A 19688-nucleotide genomic window follows, 5' to 3' on the forward strand; every position below is an offset into this window, starting at 1 on the left:
ATTTTACAGAAATTTTCAAAGAAGCTCTCTTGATGTCAATAACTTATGAAAATGTCACTTTTTAATATAGAAATTTATTTGAAAAAATGTCACTTTCATAAAAGGGCTAATGCCCTTTTATGAAGCTGACTGCTGCTTCTCGAAAAATAGCTCATATAAAAATTTAAGTGACAGATTATAATCCTCCATCCACCAGATTGCTTTCCATTCATCACTGCTGTGACGCAGCTGAAGGTGTGGTTCTACTGTTTTTGACACTTTTTGGGGAACTTCTGTATTGGCATTTTTGTTCTGAGGTTTCAGATAACGGATGGTATTATAGATTCGTCCGCCGTACTCTACACGAATTCCAAAACGTGGGTTAATTAATACAGTGATCTCACGGCGGGCATTGATAATCGGAAATCCCTCATCTAGGATTTGAAAACACCGATTTTTAAACGAAAATGTCCCGGCTGCATCTGTTTTTCTCGTGTGCTTTACACAAAGGATGGAATCCAGATTCAAATCTTTTGCGGCAGAGACAAAAATAGACTCTGCTTCCGGCTCAACGGCAAACCTCTGATTGAAAAGTTCCCTGTACTCTGTTTCCAGAAAACGGTTTGCTTCTGACACAGTAGTAATCCCACGTTTTGCGAACTCAACAGGGAGCCTGCTCTGCAGTGTGACCCATAAACGTTCAATCCGCCCCTTTGCCTGAGGAGTCTTTGCGAAAATAAGGTCAATGCCCAATTCGTGCAGGGAACGTCCGAACTGGGTAAGATGGACAGTCTTGCCTGCGATTAGTTCATCAACAGTCAGCTTTCCGGTTTTAGGAGAACGGAAGATGGTATGGTTGTCAGAATAAACCGTCTGTGGGATGCCGAAATCAGAGCAGCATTGACGCATGGTTTCCAGATAACCGTAAAGGCATTCATTCTGTGTCAGGAAAAGTCCGACGACCTGCCCGGTAGCATCATCGATAGCACCATGAAGGGCGTATTTGATATTTCCCCCAAACCACTCGTAAGGCGTGGCATCGATCTGGATGAGCTGTCCGGGATGGGGCTTACGTTTGCGCCGATGTGTGCGGTGTCGGATTTTTTTCTTTTTAGGGCTTTCAAAACCAGCATTTTTTAGTATACTGGAAAGAGCAGAGTAGGAAAGTTGAATTCCGAAATCTGCAGAGAGTATATCTTTGAAATGGAGGAAGTTGGCATTAGAGAATTCTGGGCGGGAATAAATCTTAAGGACAGCTTCCTTCAATTCGTCAGAAACGGAGTGAACGGGTTTTCTACCGGTATTTTTATGAATGAGGGATTGAGCGCCAGAGGTAAGGACTCCTTTCTTTAAGCGTGTGATCTGGCGTGTGGAGAGACCCAAAAGTTCAGCAGCCTGTTGTCTGGAAATAGACTTGTCAATGAAACGGTTGATGACAGTCAGCGTTTTCAGTTGTTCTTGTGACAATGTAATTTTACCTTCTTTCATAGCTTTAATAGAATACCAAAAAGAGACAAAACCTCAAGTGAATCTTAAGGAGACATTATCACAAGTTAATAACACAAAGAAGCTCTCTTGATTTACTATTAAGATGAAATGTGATAAAATAAATAAGATATAGTAATGTATATTAGGTGGGGAATAAAATAAGGCGGAGAATACATATGAAAAAAAATTTGATTTTTATAGGGATGCCCGCAGTAGGAAAGAGTACGGTCGGCATCGTTGTGGCGAAGCGTCTCGGAATGCAGTTTATCGATACAGATCTGTTGATCCAGGAGCAGGAGAAGAAACTTTTGTGTGAGATTATAGCCGAAGTGGGAGAAGATGGGTTTATTGAGATCGAAAACAGGGTGAATGCAGACGTCGATGCGGAAAACGCGGTCATTTCCCCGGGCGGAAGTGTGATTTATTGCGAAGAGGCGATGAAACATTATAAAAATATCGGAACGGTCGTATATTTGAAAGCGTCTTATCAGACAATAAAAAAGAGAATCCGCAATCCGAAAAAGCGCGGAGTTGTTCTGCGCGACGGACAGACGTTTCGGCAGCTTTATGAAGAGCGCGTGAAGTTCTTTGAAAAATATGCGGATATTACGATCTGTGAAGACGGATGCGAGATCGAAGATACGATAGAAAATGTCCTGGAAGAAGTAAAAAAACTTGACAATGTACAGTGAACAACACTAGAATGATACGTTGACAAAAGTTGGGATTTAAAAAAAGCCGGATATGTGGTAGAATAAAAACGGCAGACTGAAAAGATATTATAAAGAATATAAGATAGAAAAGAGATATAGAAAAAACGTACGGGAAAGTACAAGTATGATAATAAAATCTAAACAGAGGTGTGATATGGAACAATATATCATAAAAGGCGGAAATCCGCTTGTCGGAGAAGTGGAGATCGGCGGCGCGAAAAATGCGGCGCTTGCAATTTTGGCGGCTGCAATCATGACGGATGAGACTGTTCAGATCGATAATCTTCCTGATGTGAATGATGTGAATGTGATGTTGGAAGCGATCGAGGGAATCGGCGCGATGGTGCAGAGGATCGATCGTCATACAGTAAAGATCAACGGAAGTACGATCGGCGATTTTAATATAGAGTATGATTACATTAAGAAGATCAGAGCGTCTTACTATTTGCTGGGAGCTCTTCTCGGGAAATATAAAAGGGCGGAAGTCGCGCTGCCGGGAGGATGCAATATCGGAAGCAGACCGATCGATCAGCATTTGAAAGGATTTCGGGCTCTTGGAGCGGACGTTGATATTGAACACGGCAAGATTGTCGCAGAGGCGGAGAAACTTCGTGGAACGCATTTGTATTTTGATGTTGTGACAGTCGGGGCAACGATCAATGTGATGATGGCGGCTGCTATGTCCGAAGGTCTTACGATCATGGAAAACGTGGCGAAAGAGCCGCATGTTGTTGATGTGGCAAACTTTTTAAACAGCATGGGCGCGAATATCAGAGGCGCAGGTACTGACGTGATCAAGATTCGCGGCGTGAGATCGCTTCATAAGACGGAGTATTCCATCATACCGGATCAGATCGAAGCGGGAACATTTATGTTTGCGGCTGCGGCGACAAAAGGAGACGTAACGGTATTGAACGTAATTCCGAAGCATCTTGATGCGACGATCTCTAAATTAGTGGATATCGGATGCGAAGTGGAAGAGTTTGACGATGCGGTTCGCGTTGTTGCAAAGAAGCGTCTGAGGTGTACCCAGGTGAAGACGCTTCCGTATCCGGGATATCCGACGGATATGCAGCCTCAGATCGGGGTGGCGCTCGCTTTGGCAAAAGGAACGAGTACGATCACGGAAAGTATTTTTGAGAATCGTTTCAAATATCTCGGTGAACTGGCCCGTATGGGAGCACAGGTAAAAGTGGAAGGCAATTCTGCGACGATTGAAGGCGTTGAGCGGTTTTCGGCTGCTCGTGTGAGCGCGCCGGATCTTCGCGCGGGAGCAGCGCTTTGCATTGCGGGTCTTGCGGCGGAAGGCATTACGATCGTGGATGATATCGTTTATATTCAGAGAGGATATGAGCGGTTTGAAGAGAAACTTAGAGGGCTCGGCGCTATGATCGAGCGTGTATCCAGTGAAAAAGAGATTCAGAAGTTTAAATTGAAAGTTGGTTAAAAAAAGGCAGAACCGAGAAACGGTTCTGCCTTTTGGCTCTTTCGGCGATGGAAGATATAAAAAGAAAAAGTGCGGTTTCCGGGAAGTGGAAAGGAAACTGCACTTTTGGCGTTTTGGATAGTTTTTATCGGATTTTTCGAGTGGACTCCCGTACTTTTAATTCTACAGGGAGAAGGATCTGCTGTTTTAATACGGAGTTGCTTTTGATCTGACGAATCAACACTTCTGCCGCCAGTTTTCCCATTTCGGCAGAAGGAAGCCGGACGGTTGTCAGGGCAGGCGAAAAATTCTTGGAAAGGGAGATGTCATTAAAGCCGACGACACCGATGTCCTGAGGACATTTTAAGTTCAGCTTTTTAAGCTGAGAAAGGATGACGCTTGCCAGAGAATCCGAACCGGCGAAGATCACTTCGGTTTCGGGATGCTTTGAGAGCAGTTCCTTTACCTGTGCCGCACATACTTTTGAATCCCAGTCGCAGTTATAGATCAGTTCGGGATCGTAAGGAATATTATTTGCCCGAAGCGTTTCACGGAAGATCATCATGCGGCAGCAGGAGTCGAAGTCGGATGGGGCGGATGAGTTGGAAGCGCCGCCGATGTAGGCGATCTTTTTGTAACCGCATTTGATAATGTGGTCGAAGATCAGTTGGTTTGCATATACGGTGTTGTATCCTATATTGCAGTATCCGTCAATATAGTTGTCGACAAATACGATTTTTTTATTGAGCGTTGTAATAAATTCAAGAGTTTCGGGCGGAATTTCCGTAATGATCAGTCCGTCCAGTTCCGAAAGCTGCTTTTTGAGTCCGGGAGTCATATTATGCAGCTGGGAATAACTTACGATCAGGGAAATAAACGCATTGTGAGATGCGCAGTAAGATTGAATCCCTCCCAGAATATCATTGAAATAAGGATCGGAGTAACTATAAGTAAGAGACATGATGCAGCCGATGTGGAGCTGACTTTTTTTTCCTGTATACTGATAATGAAGTTCCTCTGCTGTTTTCAGAACGCGTTCTCTTGTTTCCTGACTTGCCCGAAAATCGGGATCGTTAGAAAGAATTTTGGAAACAGTAGTAATGGAAACGTTTGCCGCTTTTGCGACTTCTCTAATTGTAGCCATAATATCCCTCCTTGTTTAGTAAACATAGTATCACAAAAAATAGAGAATGTAAACCTGAATTTTATGTAAATTATCAACAAAAAATAAAGTTTAGTAAACAAAATAGGTTAAAATAACTATAAAAACCAGACGAAAATAAAATAATTTGTTAAAATTACTTGAAAATAAATAAAACAAATATTATTATCTAGATAAACAAAGACAGATTATTTAGTAAACGGAGGTGCAACATGAAAAAATTTACATTTATAGGAGCAGGATCTTTGGATTTTACAAAAGATCTTGTAAGAGACATTCTTACGTTCGAGGCATTTCGGGATGCGGAACTTATGTTGATGGACATTGATCCGAAACGTCTTGAATATGCGGTAAAAGGAGTACAGAAAATCGTAGATGCCGGAAAATATCCGGCAGTAGTAAAAGGAACGCAGGACCGGAAAGAAGCATTGAAAGATGCGGATGGCGTTCTGATCACGATTTTGCAGGGAGGTGTGGAAGTATGGCGTCATGATATCGAGATTCCGAAGAAATATAATGTAGATATTTGTGTAGGAGATACGCGTGGCCCGTCCGGTATTTTCCGTTTTTTGAGAACGGCTCCGGTGCTTCTCGATATTATAAGAGACTGTGAAGAGGTATGTCCGAACGCGGTAGTTCTCAATTATACGAATCCGATGGCAATGCTCGTAAGTTATCTGCAGTCGATGTCTGACATGAATATTACAGGATTATGTCACAGTGTTCAGGGAACGGCGGAAATGCTTGCAAAATGGATCGGAGCAGAAGAAAAGCAGGTTCGTTATACATGTGCAGGAATCAATCATCAGGCGTTTTATCTTGATTTTGAAGTGGATGGAAAAGATGCTTATCCGGATCTTTATAAAGCAATCGAAAGAGAAGAAGTGGCGGCTGAAGAACCTGTCAGAATCGAAATGTTCAAGAAACTTGGATATTTTAATACAGAATCGTCGGGACATAATTCGGAATATGTGGCATGGTTTAGAAAACGTCCCGATCTGATCGAAAAATATTGTACTCACGGAACAGGATGGAATCCGGGAGCGTACGGATTTATACTGGATGAGTATTTAGGACGGGAAGATACATGGGAAAAGGAATATACGGACTGGCTTGAAAACGGAGAAGTCGATCTTGAAAGAGGAGAGGAATACGCTTCCAATATTTTCAACGCAGTGTTCGGCGATCACACACCTTACTTCTTTAACGGAAACCTGAAAAACCATGGTTATATTACAAATGTGAAACAAGGCGTATGTGTGGAAGTTCCGACAGTCGCAACAGAAGCGGGAATCGTTCCGATCAAACAGATCACGCTTCCGGATCATCTGGCAGTGCTTGTAAATAATTCGGCGCTGATCGAAGACCTTGCCGTGAAAGCTGCCATTGAAGGCGATCCGAACCTTGTATTCCAGGCTGTTTTGTATGATCCGCTTACAAGCGCGGTCTGCAGCATGGATGAAATCCTGAACATGGTTCAGGAGATGCTTGATAAAAATGCAGAGTATTTGAGTTACTTTAAGTCGTTAAAGATAAATATGGAGGTGCTTCATGAAAAAGAGAATCGTTAGTTTAATATTATGTGGGCTCATGGTATTTTCAGCGGCAGGATGTTCAGGCGGCGGAGAAAATAAAGCAGGAAAAGACGACGTTACACTGACAATGTGGACACATATCAATGAGCCGTGGAATGCGGCATATAAAGATGCGATCAAAGAGTTTGAATCGGAAAATGAAGGCGTTCGGATTAAACTTGAGACGTTCCCATATGATGAGTTTGAATCAAAAGTACAGACCGCTTTGATCGATGGTGAAGGCGGAGCGGATATTTATGAATTGTGGGGAGGCTGGGCATTAGATTTTACTCCTTACGGAACATTGATGGAACTGCCGGAGGAAATGGCAGAAAAAGTGAGAGAAGAAAATTACGAGCCGACATACGGAGCACTTGAGTATGAGGATAAAATGTATGGTATCCCGCTGGAATATAATATCGAGTACGGCGGAATGCTTGTGAACGATACATTGCTCAAGGCGAAGGGGCTTACTGTTCCGAAAACATGGGAAGAACTTCGTAAAACGGCAATCGAAGGAACAGAGCACGACGGCAATATTTTCCAGTGCAAAGGTTTTGATTTTGTGAACTGGGATTCTGTGCCATATTATTTCCTTGCCTTTATCCTTCAGCAGGATGCGGATTACATGACGGCGGACGGAAAATTCGACGTGACGACAGATGCGGCTAAGACAGCGTTTAATGAACTTGCGACAATGGTAACAGAAGATAAAGTTACAGATCTTGAAGGACTGACAGGCGGAGCGGATATGGAAGGTTATCAGCAGTTATATGCCGGACGCAACATGATCGTACCGCGCGGACCGTGGACGATCTCCGAAGGAGAACAGTCATTCGGATTAAAACTCGGCACGGATTTTGATTATGCAGCTATGCCGCAGTATGGAAACAATCAGAAATTTGCTTCGGAAAACGGATGGTCGCTGGCGGTAAGTTCCAGTTGTAAAGAACAGGAAATCGCTTTGAAATTCCTTGAATATCTGTATCAGGATGATGTTATGTTAGAGCATAACATACGCTGCACACAGATTCCGGCAAAGAAAAGTCTGGCTCAGAGCGAAGAGTACAAAAAAGAAGTTCCGTACGCGGACGTTCTTGTAGGAATTCTCGATCAGGGACAGTTTATCGGAAACTTTAACACGGATCGTCTGAAAGAAACAATCAACAATACGTTTGTTTCCTATTGTTCCGGGGAATACGGATCGTTGGACGAGGCGATGGAAGATATGAATACGAAACTGAATGGAATACTGGAATAAAATAAAAAGACTGCCGTAAAACGGCAGTCTGACTCACAAGGGGGTGCGTCATGAAAAATAAAAAATTTGTAGGGACGGTCATGGTACCGGCTATGCTGCATATGTTTGTATTTATCGTTATCCCGATCGTGATAGGTCTTGTGATTTCTTTCTTTAACTATAATCCACTCAGTTCAGACAATAAATTTATAGGACTGGAAAACTTTGTAAGGCTTGTTCAAGACGCGGATTTTCGTAAGGCGCTTTTAAATACGCTGTTATTCGTGCTCATCACGGTTACTTTGAATATCGGCATCGCGCTCGTTGTGGCGCAGATGATCTCATGGTTTAAATCAAATAAGGTGAGAAGTTTTTTCCGTATGGTATTTTTCCTGCCGTGTATTGCGCCTATGGTTGCAACATCCGTTGTATTTGCCCGTTCTATCTTCCCGACGACAACAGGATTTCTGAACGTGGCTCTGAACAAGATCGGGATCGACTCGATCAACTGGCTCGGAGATCCGAAAGTAGTGATGATCTCACTTATTATTTATACGATCTGGGTAGACGTCGGTTATAACGTGATCCTGTTTTCGGCAGGTATTGACGGAATTCCTTCTTATGTGTATGAGGCGGCAGATCTGGACGGAGCGAGCGAATGGGTAAAATTCCGCAAGATTACATGGCCTTTGCTCGGAAGAAGCTTTCAGTTTGTCATTGTACAGACGTTGATCTCACATTTTCAGATGTTTGCGCAGTTTGCAGTGCTCATTTTGAAAGACGGCCCTCAGAATTCAGGACTTGTTCTTTCAAGATATATTTACAAGATGGCGTTTGAGTATAAAGACATGGGATATGCATCGGCTGTGTCGCTTGTTCTCTTTGTCATTATTATGACACTGTCATTGATCGAGCAGAAGAAGAGCGCGGTAGACTGGGAGTATTAGGAGGCATATTATGAAAATGTTAAAAGACAAAAAGAACAGAAAACTAAGGATTATTTCATTCGTGATTTTGTTTTTGGCAGCGATCGTGTTTCTTGCGCCGTATTTTTGGATGCTTTCCAATTCCTTTAAATCTACGAAAGAGATTTTGCTGGAGCCTACGAATATGCTGCCGAAGCAGTTTACGCTTGACGGATATGTGAAAGTGATTACAGATTCGCCGTTTTTCAGATGGATGGGAAATTCGCTTTTTGTAACGGTTATTGATACGCTTGTCGTTTTGTTTACGAGCTCTTTGATCGGATTTGTGCTGTCGAAATATAAATTCAAACTGAACAAATTTTTGTTTTATGTAATATTGATCACAATGATGATGCCGACGGCGGCAATGATGATCCCGAACTTTTTGCTTATATCAAAACTGGGATGGTATGATAAGATCATTTCTCTTGTTGTGCCTACGTTTGTAAATGCATTTGGAATTTTCCTGTGCAAACAGTTTATCGACGATATGCCGAAGGAACTTTTCGAGTGTGCGATGCTTGATAATGCGGGGCCGTTTACGATCTATCGAAAGATCGTGCTTCCGGGAATCCGCCCGGCGCTCGGAAGTCTGACGATCTTTACCTTTTTAGGATTGTGGAATGATTACCAGACGCCGTTGATCTATTTGAACAGCTCGGAAAATATGACTCTGCCTCTTGCAATGTCGTATTTTTCAACTCAGCATTTATCGGATCTTTCGGCGACGATGGCTGCCGCTTCCCTTATTATGATTCCTGCGTCGATCGTATTTATTATATTCCAGAAGCAGTTCATCAAAGGAATTACGATGACCGGAATGAAATAACGAAAAATGTGGAAAAGAAAAAGTTAAAAAAGCAAGAAGTATAAAGATAAAATGTAAATGCTAAGGACATAAAAAGAGGAAAACATAAAAAAGAGAATCAGAAGGGGTGATTCTGTATGGAATTGGAAAAATTTGATCCTGTCTGCGCCGCAGTGCTGAAAAAAACAGAAATTGAAAAACCGGCATATCCGGTGATAGATTTCCATATGCATATGGGAAAAATGCTGTTGGGCGAATCGTATGAAACAAAGTATGACACGAAGGAATATGTCCGGGAACTGCAAGATGCCGGCGTTGTATGCGCTGTGAATATGGATGGATATTTCGGAAAAGATCTGGAAAAGATGCAAAAGAAACAAGAAGGATTCGAGGAAATGTTTTTTAATTTTATGCAGCTTGATTTTTCTGCGTATGATGATCCTGATTTTTGCGATAAAACGAAAAAGGTAATAGAAGATTCCTGTATGCGCGGATGCCGGGGGATCAAATTATGGAAAGATCTTTCGCTGTGGGAGCGGGATAAATACGGCAGGCCGATCCGTACAGATGATCCTCGTTTTGATATCATCTATGATACGGCGGCGAAACTGCACATTCCGGTGCTGATGCATGTAGCTGATCCGGCGGCGTTTTTTACTCCGAAAAGTGAAAAAAATGAACGATGGGAAGAGCTTGATGTCTGTCCGGAATGGGATTTTTCAGATCATGAAAAGTATATGAGTTTTGAAGAACTTATGGAAATGCAAGAGAATACGGTACGCAGTCATCCGGAAACGACGTTTGTGATCGCTCATGTCGGAAGTTACGCGGAGAATCTGGAATGGGTAAGCGGGCAGCTGGAAAAATATCCGAATATGTATATAGATGTTGCGGCCCGGCTGGCGGAGCTGGGAAGAGTTCCGTACAGTGCGAAGAAGTTTTTTGTGAAGCATCAGGATCGGATCTTGTTCGGTACGGATTGTACGCCGCTTGGTATGGGATATCATAAGATTTATTATCGTTTCTTCGAGACAAAAGACGAGTATTTTCCGTATCAGCCCGAAGGAGAACTTCCGGGACAGGGAAGATGGGCAATCTACGGAATCGGACTGGAAGATGAGATCTTGAAAAAGATATATTATAAAAATGCATGTAAAGTTCTTTCTCTTGATGAAAACCGCTTTGTAGGAGGTGTGAGATGAGACGGTATTTAAGCGTTGATTGTGGCGGAACAAAGACGGCGTTTCTTTTGTGCCGTGAAACGGGAGAGCTGGAAGCTGCGTGTACGTTAGGCCCCGGCAACTATATGGTGAACGGAATCGATCATGTGCTGTCAGTATTAAAAGACGGTATTTTGCAGATCTGCTGTCAGGCGGCAATCGCGCAAAGTGAGATCACTCACAGTTTTATAGCTATCGCAGGGTTTAAAGATATACCGGCGGATGTGCCGGTGCTTACCCGCCTTGTACGGGAAACGTTTCCGAGGATGTCGATCACTCTCGGGAACGATACGGAAAATGCACTGGCAGGATCTCTTCTCGGAAAACAGGGAATCCATGTGATCGCCGGAACGGGATCGATCGGGCTTGGATTTGACAAGGACAGTTACTATGTGCGAAGCGGCGGATGGCATCATCTTTTCGGAGGGGATGAAGGAAGCGGTTATTGGATCGGATGTCAGTTGATCCGGCATTTTACAATGCAGGCGGACGGAAGAGAAGAAAAAACGATGATGTTTGATTATATTTTGGAAAAATACGGTCTTGCGTGTCCTGAAGAGATATTAAGGCTCGTTATTAATGAGTGGAAGGGAGAACGGGATAAGATCGCATCTATGTCAAAAGATGCATATGAACTTGCGGAACAGGGCGATTCTGCGGCGGCAGGCATTTTTAAAAGCGCGGCGCGCGAACTTGCGAAGATCGTAAAAGGCGTGTACAGAAACGGGAATTTTGATATACCGGTTTATGTGTCTTATTCCGGAGGTGTGTTCAAAGCGATGAAGTATATAAAAGAAACGCTGGAAGAAGAGCTGCGGGACGTATCGTGCGTTTTCACAGAGCCGTGTCTGCTCCCGTCGGCAGGCGGGATTATACTGGCGTGCAGAGCTGCGGGAAACGAAGTGAGTGAACAGATGATAGAAAATCTGCGTACGGCACAGCATATGCGGGTATAAAATTGATATGAAAAAATGAAAGAAAAGTATAAAAAATATATTGGAAATAAAGCCTTTTATATGATGGTCATGGCGATCGCCGTTCCGATCATGATCCAGAACGGACTTACAAATTTTGTGAACCTTTTGGACAATATTATGGTTGGAAGACTGGGAACAGAAGAGATGTCGGGTGTTTCGATCGTCAATCAGATCATATTTGTGTATAATTTATGTATTTTCGGCGGAACAGCAGGTGTGGGAATCTTTACCGCCCAATATTTCGGACAAAAAAATGATGAAGGGATACGCAGTACATTCCGATATAAGATTTGGTTGGCGCTGATAATTACTGTCGGCGCCGCTTTTCTTCTTCTGTTTTTCGGAAAGCAGCTGATTCTTTTGTATCTGATGGGAGAAAACGGAGGAAATGAAAAGCTGGCGCTGGAATATGGGATGACGTATCTTCGGATTATCTTATTGGATCTTCCGGCGTTTATGATCCTGCAGGTTTATGCCAGTACGATGCGTGAGTGCGGGGAAACAGTAGTGCCGATGAAGGCGGGAGCTGCGGCTGTGGCGGTCAATCTTATTTTCAATTATCTGCTGATATACGGAAAGTTCGGATTCCCCCGGCTGGGGGTGGCGGGAGCGGCTGTGGCAACGGTGCTTTCGCGTTATACGGAAACGGCGATCGTCGTAATATGGGCGCATACCCATGAGAAAGAAAATACATATATGACAGGACTTTATAAAACGTTGTCCGTGCCCCGGGATCATGTAAAAAAATATTTTATAAAGGGAACGCCGCTTTTGCTGAACGAAGCGTTATGGTCTTTCGGTATGGCGGTTTTGGCACAAAACTATTCTGTGCGCGGGCTGACGGTGATCGCGGCGATGAACATAGCGAATACGATCAATAACTTATTCAGCGTTGTGTTTGCGGCGATGGGAGAATCCGTGGCGATCATAGTCGGGCAGGCGCTTGGCTTCGGAGATATGAAAAGAGCGAGAGAGATCGACAATAAGATGATTGTATCCTGCGTTCTTATCAGTTTCGCAGTATCGGTTTTTATGTTTCTTTTCGCGCCGTTTTTCCCCCGGATTTATAATACGACGGAAGCTGTGCGAAAGGCGGCTATGGGACTTGTTTTGGCACAGGCGGTGTTTATTCCCCAGAATGCATTTCTCAACGCCGCTTATTTTACCCTTCGGGCAGGCGGGAAAACAGGTGTCACTTTTTTCTTTGACTGTGTATTCTTATGGTGCGTCAACATTCCGATCGTTTTTGTTTTATGCCGATATACCGGACTTGCCCCGTGGGCGGTCTACAGTGCGATGCAGATCGGGGAATGGCTGAAGTGTATTGCGGGCGCGGTAATGGTGAAAAAGGGAGTGTGGCTTGAGAACCTGACCGGTAAAGGGGAAGATGAAAAATATCTTCTGCGGGAAAATGAAGAAAAGCATTGACATTTCCGAGTGTACATTGTAAAGTCTTGTTTGTAACAAAACAGTTTAATAAAAATACTTTCTCTTATTCAGAGCAGTGGAGATACAAAGGATCTGAGAAGCTGCGGCAACCCCTGAACAGGAAGGTGCCAACCTGAGCGAGTCATCGAACAATAAGAGGATTGTTGTGATAGAGAGACAGTCCGCTTTTACGGGCTGTTTTTATTTGCGGCGGCGAGTCAAAGTCCGGGTCATCCGGGGATCTTGACGACTGCTTATGATCCGAAGCAGTCTGCCGCAGGCAGATATCTTTCTTGATCGTAAAGAAATAGAGAAAGTGAACGAAAGGAGAATGGTTATGGAGAGAGAAAAGATTTTATTTACTTCCGAGTCGGTTACGGAAGGACATCCGGACAAGATGTGCGATCAGATTTCGGACGCTATTTTGGATGAACTTATGAAGCAGGATCCGATGAGCCGTGTCGCATGTGAGACATGCTGTACGACAGGCGTCGTTATGGTGATGGGAGAGATCACGACGAAAGCTTATGTAGATATTCCGAAGATCGTACGTGACACGGTTCGTGAAATCGGCTATACAAGAGGAAAATACGGATTTGACGCCGATACATGCGGCGTGATCACAACGATTGACGAACAGTCGTCCGATATTGCGATGGGAGTGGATAAAGCGCTCGAAGCAAAAGAAAATAAAATGTCAGAAGACGATATTGAAGCCATCGGAGCAGGAGATCAGGGAATGATGTTCGGTTATGCGTCTGATGAAACAGAAGAATATATGCCGTATCCGGCGGCGATGGCGCATAAGCTTGCGCGCCGTCTGACAGAAGTAAGAAAGAACGGAACACTGCCGTATCTTCGCCCGGACGGGAAAACACAGGTAACTGTGGAATATGATGAAAACGGCGTTCCAAAGCGTTTGGATGCGGTTGTGCTTTCTACACAGCACGATCCTGAAGTGACGCAGGAGCGGATTCATGAAGATATTAAGAAATATGTATTCGATGAAGTGATTCCGGCAAATATGACAGATGATGAAACAAAGTTTTTCATTAATCCGACAGGACGTTTTGTGATCGGAGGACCTCATGGAGACAGCGGTTTGACAGGACGTAAAATCATTGTTGATACTTACGGAGGAATGGCGCGTCACGGCGGCGGAGCTTTCTCGGGAAAAGATTGTACAAAAGTGGATCGTTCCGCGGCATATGCGGCGCGTTATGCGGCGAAAAATATTGTTGCGGCAGGTCTTGCGAGACGATGCGAGATCCAGCTTTCTTATGCCATCGGCGTAGCGCAGCCGACGTCGGTATCCGTAGATACGTTCGGCACAGGGAAGGTTTCGGATACAAAGCTTGTGGAGATCATCCGTGAGAACTTTGATTTCCGTCCGGCGGGAATTATTAAAATGCTGGATCTGCGCAGACCGATCTATAAGCAGACCGCTGCGTACGGACATTTTGGAAGACTTGACGTTGAACTGCCGTGGGAAAAACTGGACAAAGCAGACGATCTGAAAAAATATCTTGAATCATAAAACAGATTTACCGGCGGGAAAGACCGGTATAGAAAAAGGATAGAAAACTAAGATGACGATTCGGCCGTCTTTTCGATACAGGGTAACGGATATCCATATCGAAGAGGCGGCTGATTTGTTTATAAAAAGTTTCGTTGAAGAAGGGGAGGGGTAACGGTATAATATATAATATCATGCAAAAGTGAGAATCTGTTTTAGGAGGAGCGCCTATGAAGCTTAGGACAAAATTGATCGTGGCATTTATGTCTGTTATGATTTTGCCGATGATCTTTTTGAATGTAGTGATGCATACGTTCGCGTCGCGGGAAGTAGGAGAACTTCAGCAGCTTTATATGATTGTCGTATTCATCACAACGACGCTGCTGATTTATTGGATCTACCGTTCGGTTTCTGTTCCGCTGGCGAAACTGCAGAAGGCGGCAAGAAATATCAAGGAAGGGAATCTTGATTTTGAGATCAGGCAGGAGTCGGATGATGAGATCGGACAACTCTGTCAGGATTTTGAGGAGATGAGGCTTAGGCTGAAGGCGAACGCGGAAGAGAAGGTTGCATTCGACCGGGAGAACAAGGAGCTGATCAGTAATATTTCCCACGATCTGAAAACACCGATCACGGCGATCAAAGGATATGTGGAAGGAATCATGGACGGGGTTGCGGATACCCCCGAAAGGATGGACAGATACATTAAGACAATATATAATAAAGCAAATGAGATGGATCTTTTAATCAACGAACTGACGCTTTATTCCAAGATCGACACGAATCGTATTCCGTATAATTTTACGACGATATCGGCGAAAGGGTATTTTGGAGACTGCGGGGAAGATCTGCATATGGAGCTTGAGTCGAAAGGAATCGAATTTACTTATTGCAATACGATGGAAGAAGACTGCAAGGTGATCGTTGATCCCGAGCAGCTTAGAAGGGTGATCAATAATATCGTATCGAATTCGTTGAAATATATGGACAAGCCGAACGGAAAAGTCACGATGGAAGTAAAAGATGTCGGCGATTTTATACAGGTTGAATTAGGCGACAACGGCAAAGGGATCGCCGCAAAAGACCTGCCGTACATTTTCGATCGCTTTTACAGGACGGATGCTTCCCGCAATTCATCGAAAGGCGGAAGCGGAATCGGTTTGTCGATCGTGAAGAAGATCGTGGAAGAACATGGAGGAAATATATGGGCGACCAGTGAAGAGGGCGCCGGAACAACAATGTATTTTGTAATCAGAAAATATCAGGAGGTATCTATTGATGAGTAAGCGTATTTTGATCGTAGAGGATGAAGAGAGTATTGCGGATCTTGAGAAAGATTATCTTGAACTGAGCAACTTTGAGGTGGAAGTGGCGAATGACGGAGATACAGGTCTGCAAAAAGGACTGGGCGGAGATTTTGACCTGATTATTCTTGATCTGATGCTCCCGGGAGTTGACGGTTTTGAAATATGCCGTCAGATCAGAGATCAGAAGAATACGCCGATTATTATGGTTTCTGCCAAAAAAGACGATATTGATAAAATCAGAGGTCTGGGCCTTGGAGCGGATGATTATATGACGAAGCCGTTTAGCCCGAGTGAGCTTGTGGCCCGCGTGAAAGCGCATCTTGCCAGATATGAACGGCTGATCAACAGCAATGCGGAGGAAAATGAAGTGATCGAGATCCGCGGATTGAAGATCGATACGACGGCGAGACGCGTATGGGTCGGAGGAGAAGAGCGGTCATTTACGACGAAAGAGTTCGATCTTCTTACATTTTTGGCGAGTCATCCGAATCATGTGTATACGAAAGAAGAGCTGTTTCGCGAGATCTGGGATATGGAGTCGATAGGAGATATCGCGACTGTGACAGTGCATATTAAGAAGATTCGGGAGAAAATCGAATATGACACGTCTCATCCACAGTATATCGAGACGATATGGGGAGTGGGATATCGCTTTAAAGTGTAATGGCATGACGAAAACACAGTTTGATTTTATATTTGTCATGAGAGAAAAGGGGTTTCGTTTTTCGGAACTCCTTTTCTATTGTAAATGAGAATAAATGCGTGTATCATATAGAAGTCAAAAGGGAAGCGGCATAATATGGAATATATATGCCGTGTATGGGGAAAACAGATTAAGATCATAGGGTGGTTTTTAGAAATGGAAAAGAAAAAAAAGAGTCCGAGGAGACTGAAGTTCAATACGGTGCAGACGGTTGTTATCGGATTTTTCGGGGTGATACTCGGGGGCGGAATACTTTTGAGCCTTCCGATCTGTAATCAGAAGCCGATCGAGTTTATAGACGCGCTTTTTACGTCTGTCAGCAGCGTATGCGTTACCGGCCTTGTGACGATTGTTCCGGCGGAACAGTTTACATTGCTAGGGAAAATTATTTTACTGCTTTTGATACAGGTCGGCGGACTTGGAGTGATCGCCTGCATGTCTGCGTTTTTCCTTTTATTGGGAAAAAAGATCAATATGAAAGGAAGAATCACGATCCAACAGGCATATGGACTGGATACGCTTTCAGGTCTTGTAAAGTTCGTGATCCGTATTTTAAAAGGAACGTTTTTGGTAGAGGGGATCGGCGCGGTACTTTTTTCGCTCCGGTTTATTCCTGAGTTTGGGTTTATAAAAGGCGTCGGTTACGCAATCTTTCATTCTGTTTCGGCATTTTGCAACGCGGGTATCGATATACTTGGAAGTACGAGCTTTATACAGTATTCAGGGTCGTGGCTTATTAATTTTACGACAATGTTTCTGATCGTTATGGGCGGACTTGGTTTTCCGGTATGGCATGACATTGCGATCAATATAAAAAAGATGACGGAAATCAAGAAAAGACCTTTAAAATGGCTGTTTACAAGACTTTGTCTGCAAAGTAAGATCGTTCTTACGATGACGGGACTTCTAATCCTGTGCGGCGCCGTCGGATTTTTCCTGCTGGAGTTTAACAACCCCGAAACAATGGGAGATATGAATCTTCTTGAGAAGATGACGGCATCTTTATTTCAGTCGGTGACGACAAGAACGGCGGGATTTGCGACAGTTCCGCAAGGAGACTTAAGAGAAAGTTCGAAGCTTTTGGGCTGTATGCTTATGTTCATCGGAGGATCTCCGGCGGGTACGGCAGGCGGCGTTAAGACAACGACGATCGCGATGCTTTTGCTGACGGTTCTCTGTGTACTGAAAAACAAAAGAGATACAGAGTGTTTTGCAAGAAAGATTGATAATAATATCGTCAGATCGGGAATTACGATCACAATGATCACTTTGATCTTCCTGATGTCGGGAATTACCGCACTGACAATCTTTGAACCCGGAATTGATTTCCTTGATCTTACTTATGAAGCGGCGTCCGCAATGGGAACGGTCGGACTGACGGCAGACCTTACTCCGATCCTGAGCAGGGGAAGTCATGTGATCCTTATGATCCTTATGTATGTCGGAAGGATAGGACCGCTTACTATGGCGCTTGCATTATCGGGAAGAAGCGATAAGATTTCTAAGTTCAGAGAACTTCCGGAAGAAAATGTGATGCTCGGCTAAGTGGGAGAGACAACGTAATGCTTGGATAATTGGGAAAGAAAATGCAATGCAGAGCATGAAGATGAGAATATGGACAGAGAAATAAAAAAGTAGAAATACAAAACCGGAAATGTAAAGACAGAAGCATTTAAAAGGAGGGAACATATTATGGATAAACAATTTGCGGTGTTGGGACTTGGAAGTTTCGGGTCAAGCGTTGCGCTTACATTGGAAAATATGGGATGCGATGTGCTCGTCGTAGACGAGTCTTACGAGAAAGTACAGGAAATATCCGACAAAGTTTCTTACGCGGTCAAAGCGGACGTGTCAGAGCCTGACGCGCTGCAGGCTCTCGGAGGACGTAATCTTGACGGAGTGGTAGTTGCCATTTCGGAAAGTTTAGAGGCAAGTATTATGGCGACGATGCTTTGCAAAGAAATGGGAATTCCTCTCGTCGTTGCAAAGGCGAAAGACAAACTTCAGGGCGCGATCCTGCAAAGAGTCGGAGCGGATCGTATCGTGTATCCTGAGATCGAGATGGGAAGCCGCGTGGCAAAAAGCCTCGTGTCGAAAGAATTTGTGGACTGGATCTCTCTTTCAAATGATTACAGTATGGTAGAGATCGTCGTGCCGCAAAACTGGGTAGGAAAGAGTCTTGTCGATCTCGGAGTCAGAGAGCGTCTGGGAATCAATGTCGTCGGTATTATCAAGAACGGAAAGATCGAAGTCGCGATCAATCCGCAGGAGCCGCTTCGGGAAAAAGAAATATTGATCGTGATCGGTTCTAACGATATTCTTGAGAAATTTGACATGAAAAACAGATAGAAAATGCAGGTGAGAAAATGATTACAAGTACATCGAATATACAAGTAAAAGAATTGCTTCGTTTGCAGAAAAAAAGCCGTGAGCGGGAGAAAGAGGGCGTATTTATCGTAGAAGGACCGCGCATGGCGGAAGAGATCCCACGGGAGCGCATTGTAAAACTGTATGTGTCGGAAAGTTTTCAGGCGAAATGCGTCAAAGAAAAAAACGATCGGTTTATTCAAGAGGCGGAAGTGATGTCGGATACGGTATTTGCGCATGTGTCGGACACGAAGACTCCGCAGGGAATCCTTGCCGTCGTACGCCGGATGGAGTATACGGCGGAAGATATTTTAGGGGAGACTCCGCATGTGCTCGTTCTTGAAAATATTCAGGATCCGGGCAATCTCGGAACGATTTTCAGGACTGCAGAGGCGGCGGGGGCTACAGGCATTGTTTTGAGCAAAGACTGTGTAGATCTGTATAATCCGAAAGTGATCCGTTCTACGATGGGAGCGATTTTTCGGATTCCGTTTATTTATACGGATGATCTGAAAGGAACGATCGACGAACTGAAACGGGAAGGAATCACGGTTTATGCGGCGCATCTTAAAGGGGAAAACTCCTATGATATGGAAGATTACAAGACGGCATGCGCATTTCTTATCGGAAATGAAGGAAACGGTCTGACAGAAGAAACTGCGGCATGTGCGGATCGGAAAATACTGATCCCGATGGAAGGCGGCGCAGAGTCGCTGAATGCAGCGGTGGCTTCGGCAGTACTTATGTTTGAAGCGGGCAGACAAAGGCGGAACAAGAGAAAATAAGGCGGCGCGAGTCTGTAAATGATGATCAAA

Annotated in this window: 16 protein-coding genes, 1 pseudogene and 1 riboswitch; of the genes and pseudogenes, 15 read left to right on the forward strand and 2 right to left on the reverse strand. The window is 44.0% G+C overall.

What is annotated here, in order from left to right; all coding sequences use genetic code 11:
• Positions 1–117: 117 nt before the first annotated feature.
• A complete protein-coding gene (locus ACH9UM_RS00470; protein ID WP_009321027.1) occupies positions 118–1446 on the reverse strand; it encodes an ISNCY family transposase in 1329 nt (442 codons plus the stop codon).
• 197 nt (positions 1447–1643) lie between these two features.
• Between ACH9UM_RS00470 and ACH9UM_RS00475 the strand changes: the two genes are divergently transcribed.
• Positions 1644–2159: a shikimate kinase gene (locus ACH9UM_RS00475; protein WP_004847848.1), complete on the forward strand. Its 516-nt coding sequence runs from the start codon at positions 1644–1646 to the stop codon at positions 2157–2159.
• 175 nt (positions 2160–2334) lie between these two features.
• Positions 2335–3627: a UDP-N-acetylglucosamine 1-carboxyvinyltransferase gene (locus ACH9UM_RS00480; protein ID WP_009242493.1), complete on the forward strand. Its 1293-nt coding sequence runs from the start codon at positions 2335–2337 to the stop codon at positions 3625–3627.
• A gap of 124 nt (positions 3628–3751) precedes the next feature.
• Here ACH9UM_RS00480 and ACH9UM_RS00485 read toward each other — a convergent pair whose 3' ends face one another.
• The gene (locus ACH9UM_RS00485; protein ID WP_004847851.1) at positions 3752–4750 is read right to left on the reverse strand and encodes a LacI family DNA-binding transcriptional regulator; all 999 of its coding nucleotides are present in this window, start codon (positions 4748–4750) and stop codon (positions 3752–3754) included.
• 230 nt (positions 4751–4980) lie between these two features.
• Here ACH9UM_RS00485 and melA point away from each other — a divergent pair, with 230 nt between their 5' ends.
• The 13 genes and pseudogenes from melA to ACH9UM_RS00550 all read left to right on the forward strand — a co-directional run bounded on the left by melA (position 4981) and on the right by ACH9UM_RS00550 (position 19658).
• On the forward strand, positions 4981–6339 hold the full coding sequence (gene melA / locus ACH9UM_RS00490) for an alpha-galactosidase (protein WP_009242492.1): 1359 nt from the start codon (positions 4981–4983) through the stop codon (positions 6337–6339).
• On the forward strand, positions 6320–7603 hold the full coding sequence (locus tag ACH9UM_RS00495) for an ABC transporter substrate-binding protein (RefSeq protein ID WP_004847853.1): 1284 nt from the start codon (positions 6320–6322) through the stop codon (positions 7601–7603). The genes melA and ACH9UM_RS00495 overlap by 20 nt, the downstream gene beginning before the upstream one ends.
• A 50-nt stretch (positions 7604–7653) precedes the next feature.
• Positions 7654–8529, forward strand: a complete 876-nt coding sequence (locus ACH9UM_RS00500; protein WP_004847854.1) for a carbohydrate ABC transporter permease — start codon at positions 7654–7656, stop codon at positions 8527–8529.
• Positions 8530–8539: 10 nt separating this feature from the next.
• Complete coding sequence (locus ACH9UM_RS00505) at positions 8540–9376, forward strand: carbohydrate ABC transporter permease (protein ID WP_004847855.1); 837 nt, start codon at positions 8540–8542, stop codon at positions 9374–9376.
• A gap of 116 nt (positions 9377–9492) precedes the next feature.
• Positions 9493–10557 (forward strand): amidohydrolase family protein, encoded by a 1065-nt coding sequence (locus ACH9UM_RS00510; RefSeq protein WP_004847856.1) that lies wholly within the window; start codon positions 9493–9495, stop codon positions 10555–10557.
• A complete protein-coding gene (locus ACH9UM_RS00515; protein WP_004847857.1) occupies positions 10554–11531 on the forward strand; it encodes an N-acetylglucosamine kinase in 978 nt (325 codons plus the stop codon). The genes ACH9UM_RS00510 and ACH9UM_RS00515 overlap by 4 nt, the downstream gene beginning before the upstream one ends.
• A gap of 15 nt (positions 11532–11546) precedes the next feature.
• Positions 11547–12980, forward strand: coding sequence for an MATE family efflux transporter (locus ACH9UM_RS00520; RefSeq protein WP_009242478.1), 1434 nt, complete (start codon positions 11547–11549; stop codon positions 12978–12980).
• Positions 12981–13041: 61 nt separating this feature from the next.
• Positions 13042–13139, forward strand: a riboswitch (SAM riboswitch).
• Between the two features lie 178 nt (positions 13140–13317).
• Positions 13318–14517 (forward strand): methionine adenosyltransferase, encoded by a 1200-nt coding sequence (metK, locus tag ACH9UM_RS00525; protein ID WP_009242477.1) that lies wholly within the window; start codon positions 13318–13320, stop codon positions 14515–14517.
• A gap of 209 nt (positions 14518–14726) precedes the next feature.
• Positions 14727–15782 carry a cell wall metabolism sensor histidine kinase WalK gene (locus ACH9UM_RS00530; protein ID WP_009242476.1) on the forward strand — a complete coding sequence of 352 codons (1056 nt, stop codon included), beginning with the start codon at positions 14727–14729 and terminating at the stop codon, positions 15780–15782.
• Positions 15775–16467 carry a response regulator transcription factor gene (locus tag ACH9UM_RS00535; protein ID WP_004847271.1) on the forward strand — a complete coding sequence of 231 codons (693 nt, stop codon included), beginning with the start codon at positions 15775–15777 and terminating at the stop codon, positions 16465–16467. Before ACH9UM_RS00530 ends, ACH9UM_RS00535 begins: the two co-directional genes overlap by 8 nt.
• Before the next feature lie 135 nt (positions 16468–16602).
• Positions 16603–18051 carry a TrkH family potassium uptake protein gene (locus ACH9UM_RS00540; RefSeq protein WP_004847273.1) on the forward strand — a complete coding sequence of 483 codons (1449 nt, stop codon included), beginning with the start codon at positions 16603–16605 and terminating at the stop codon, positions 18049–18051.
• A 111-nt stretch (positions 18052–18162) separates the two neighbouring features.
• Positions 18163–18855: pseudogene (locus ACH9UM_RS00545) on the forward strand (potassium channel family protein); the annotation flags it as partial.
• Between the two features lie 17 nt (positions 18856–18872).
• Complete coding sequence (locus tag ACH9UM_RS00550; protein ID WP_004847277.1) at positions 18873–19658, forward strand: RNA methyltransferase; 786 nt, start codon at positions 18873–18875, stop codon at positions 19656–19658.
• The last annotated feature ends 30 nt before the right edge of the window (positions 19659–19688 follow it).

This window comes from Mediterraneibacter torques (genome assembly GCF_044591705.1).
In the GTDB taxonomy this organism is placed as follows: Bacteria; Bacillota; Clostridia; order Lachnospirales; family Lachnospiraceae; genus Mediterraneibacter; species Mediterraneibacter torques.

Excerpts from the sequence above, each read along its gene's own strand:
- ACH9UM_RS00475 (WP_004847848.1), top strand. The coding sequence starts at position 1,644 with ATGAAAAAAAATTTGATTTTTATAGGGATGCCCGCAGTAGGAAAGAGT.
- ACH9UM_RS00480 (WP_009242493.1), top strand. The coding sequence starts at position 2,335 with ATGGAACAATATATCATAAAAGGCGGAAATCCGCTTGTCGGAGAAGTG.
- ACH9UM_RS00485 (WP_004847851.1), bottom strand. The coding sequence starts at position 4,750 with ATGGCTACAATTAGAGAAGTCGCAAAAGCGGCAAACGTTTCCATTACT.
- melA (WP_009242492.1), top strand. The coding sequence starts at position 4,981 with ATGAAAAAATTTACATTTATAGGAGCAGGATCTTTGGATTTTACAAAA.
- ACH9UM_RS00495 (WP_004847853.1), top strand. The coding sequence starts at position 6,320 with ATGAAAAAGAGAATCGTTAGTTTAATATTATGTGGGCTCATGGTATTT.
- ACH9UM_RS00500 (WP_004847854.1), top strand. The coding sequence starts at position 7,654 with ATGAAAAATAAAAAATTTGTAGGGACGGTCATGGTACCGGCTATGCTG.
- ACH9UM_RS00505 (WP_004847855.1), top strand. The coding sequence starts at position 8,540 with ATGAAAATGTTAAAAGACAAAAAGAACAGAAAACTAAGGATTATTTCA.
- ACH9UM_RS00510 (WP_004847856.1), top strand. The coding sequence starts at position 9,493 with ATGGAATTGGAAAAATTTGATCCTGTCTGCGCCGCAGTGCTGAAAAAA.
- ACH9UM_RS00515 (WP_004847857.1), top strand. The coding sequence starts at position 10,554 with ATGAGACGGTATTTAAGCGTTGATTGTGGCGGAACAAAGACGGCGTTT.
- ACH9UM_RS00520 (WP_009242478.1), top strand. The coding sequence starts at position 11,547 with ATGAAAGAAAAGTATAAAAAATATATTGGAAATAAAGCCTTTTATATG.
- metK (WP_009242477.1), top strand. The coding sequence starts at position 13,318 with ATGGAGAGAGAAAAGATTTTATTTACTTCCGAGTCGGTTACGGAAGGA.
- ACH9UM_RS00530 (WP_009242476.1), top strand. The coding sequence starts at position 14,727 with ATGAAGCTTAGGACAAAATTGATCGTGGCATTTATGTCTGTTATGATT.
- ACH9UM_RS00535 (WP_004847271.1), top strand. The coding sequence starts at position 15,775 with ATGAGTAAGCGTATTTTGATCGTAGAGGATGAAGAGAGTATTGCGGAT.
- ACH9UM_RS00540 (WP_004847273.1), top strand. The coding sequence starts at position 16,603 with ATGGAATATATATGCCGTGTATGGGGAAAACAGATTAAGATCATAGGG.
- ACH9UM_RS00550 (WP_004847277.1), top strand. The coding sequence starts at position 18,873 with ATGATTACAAGTACATCGAATATACAAGTAAAAGAATTGCTTCGTTTG.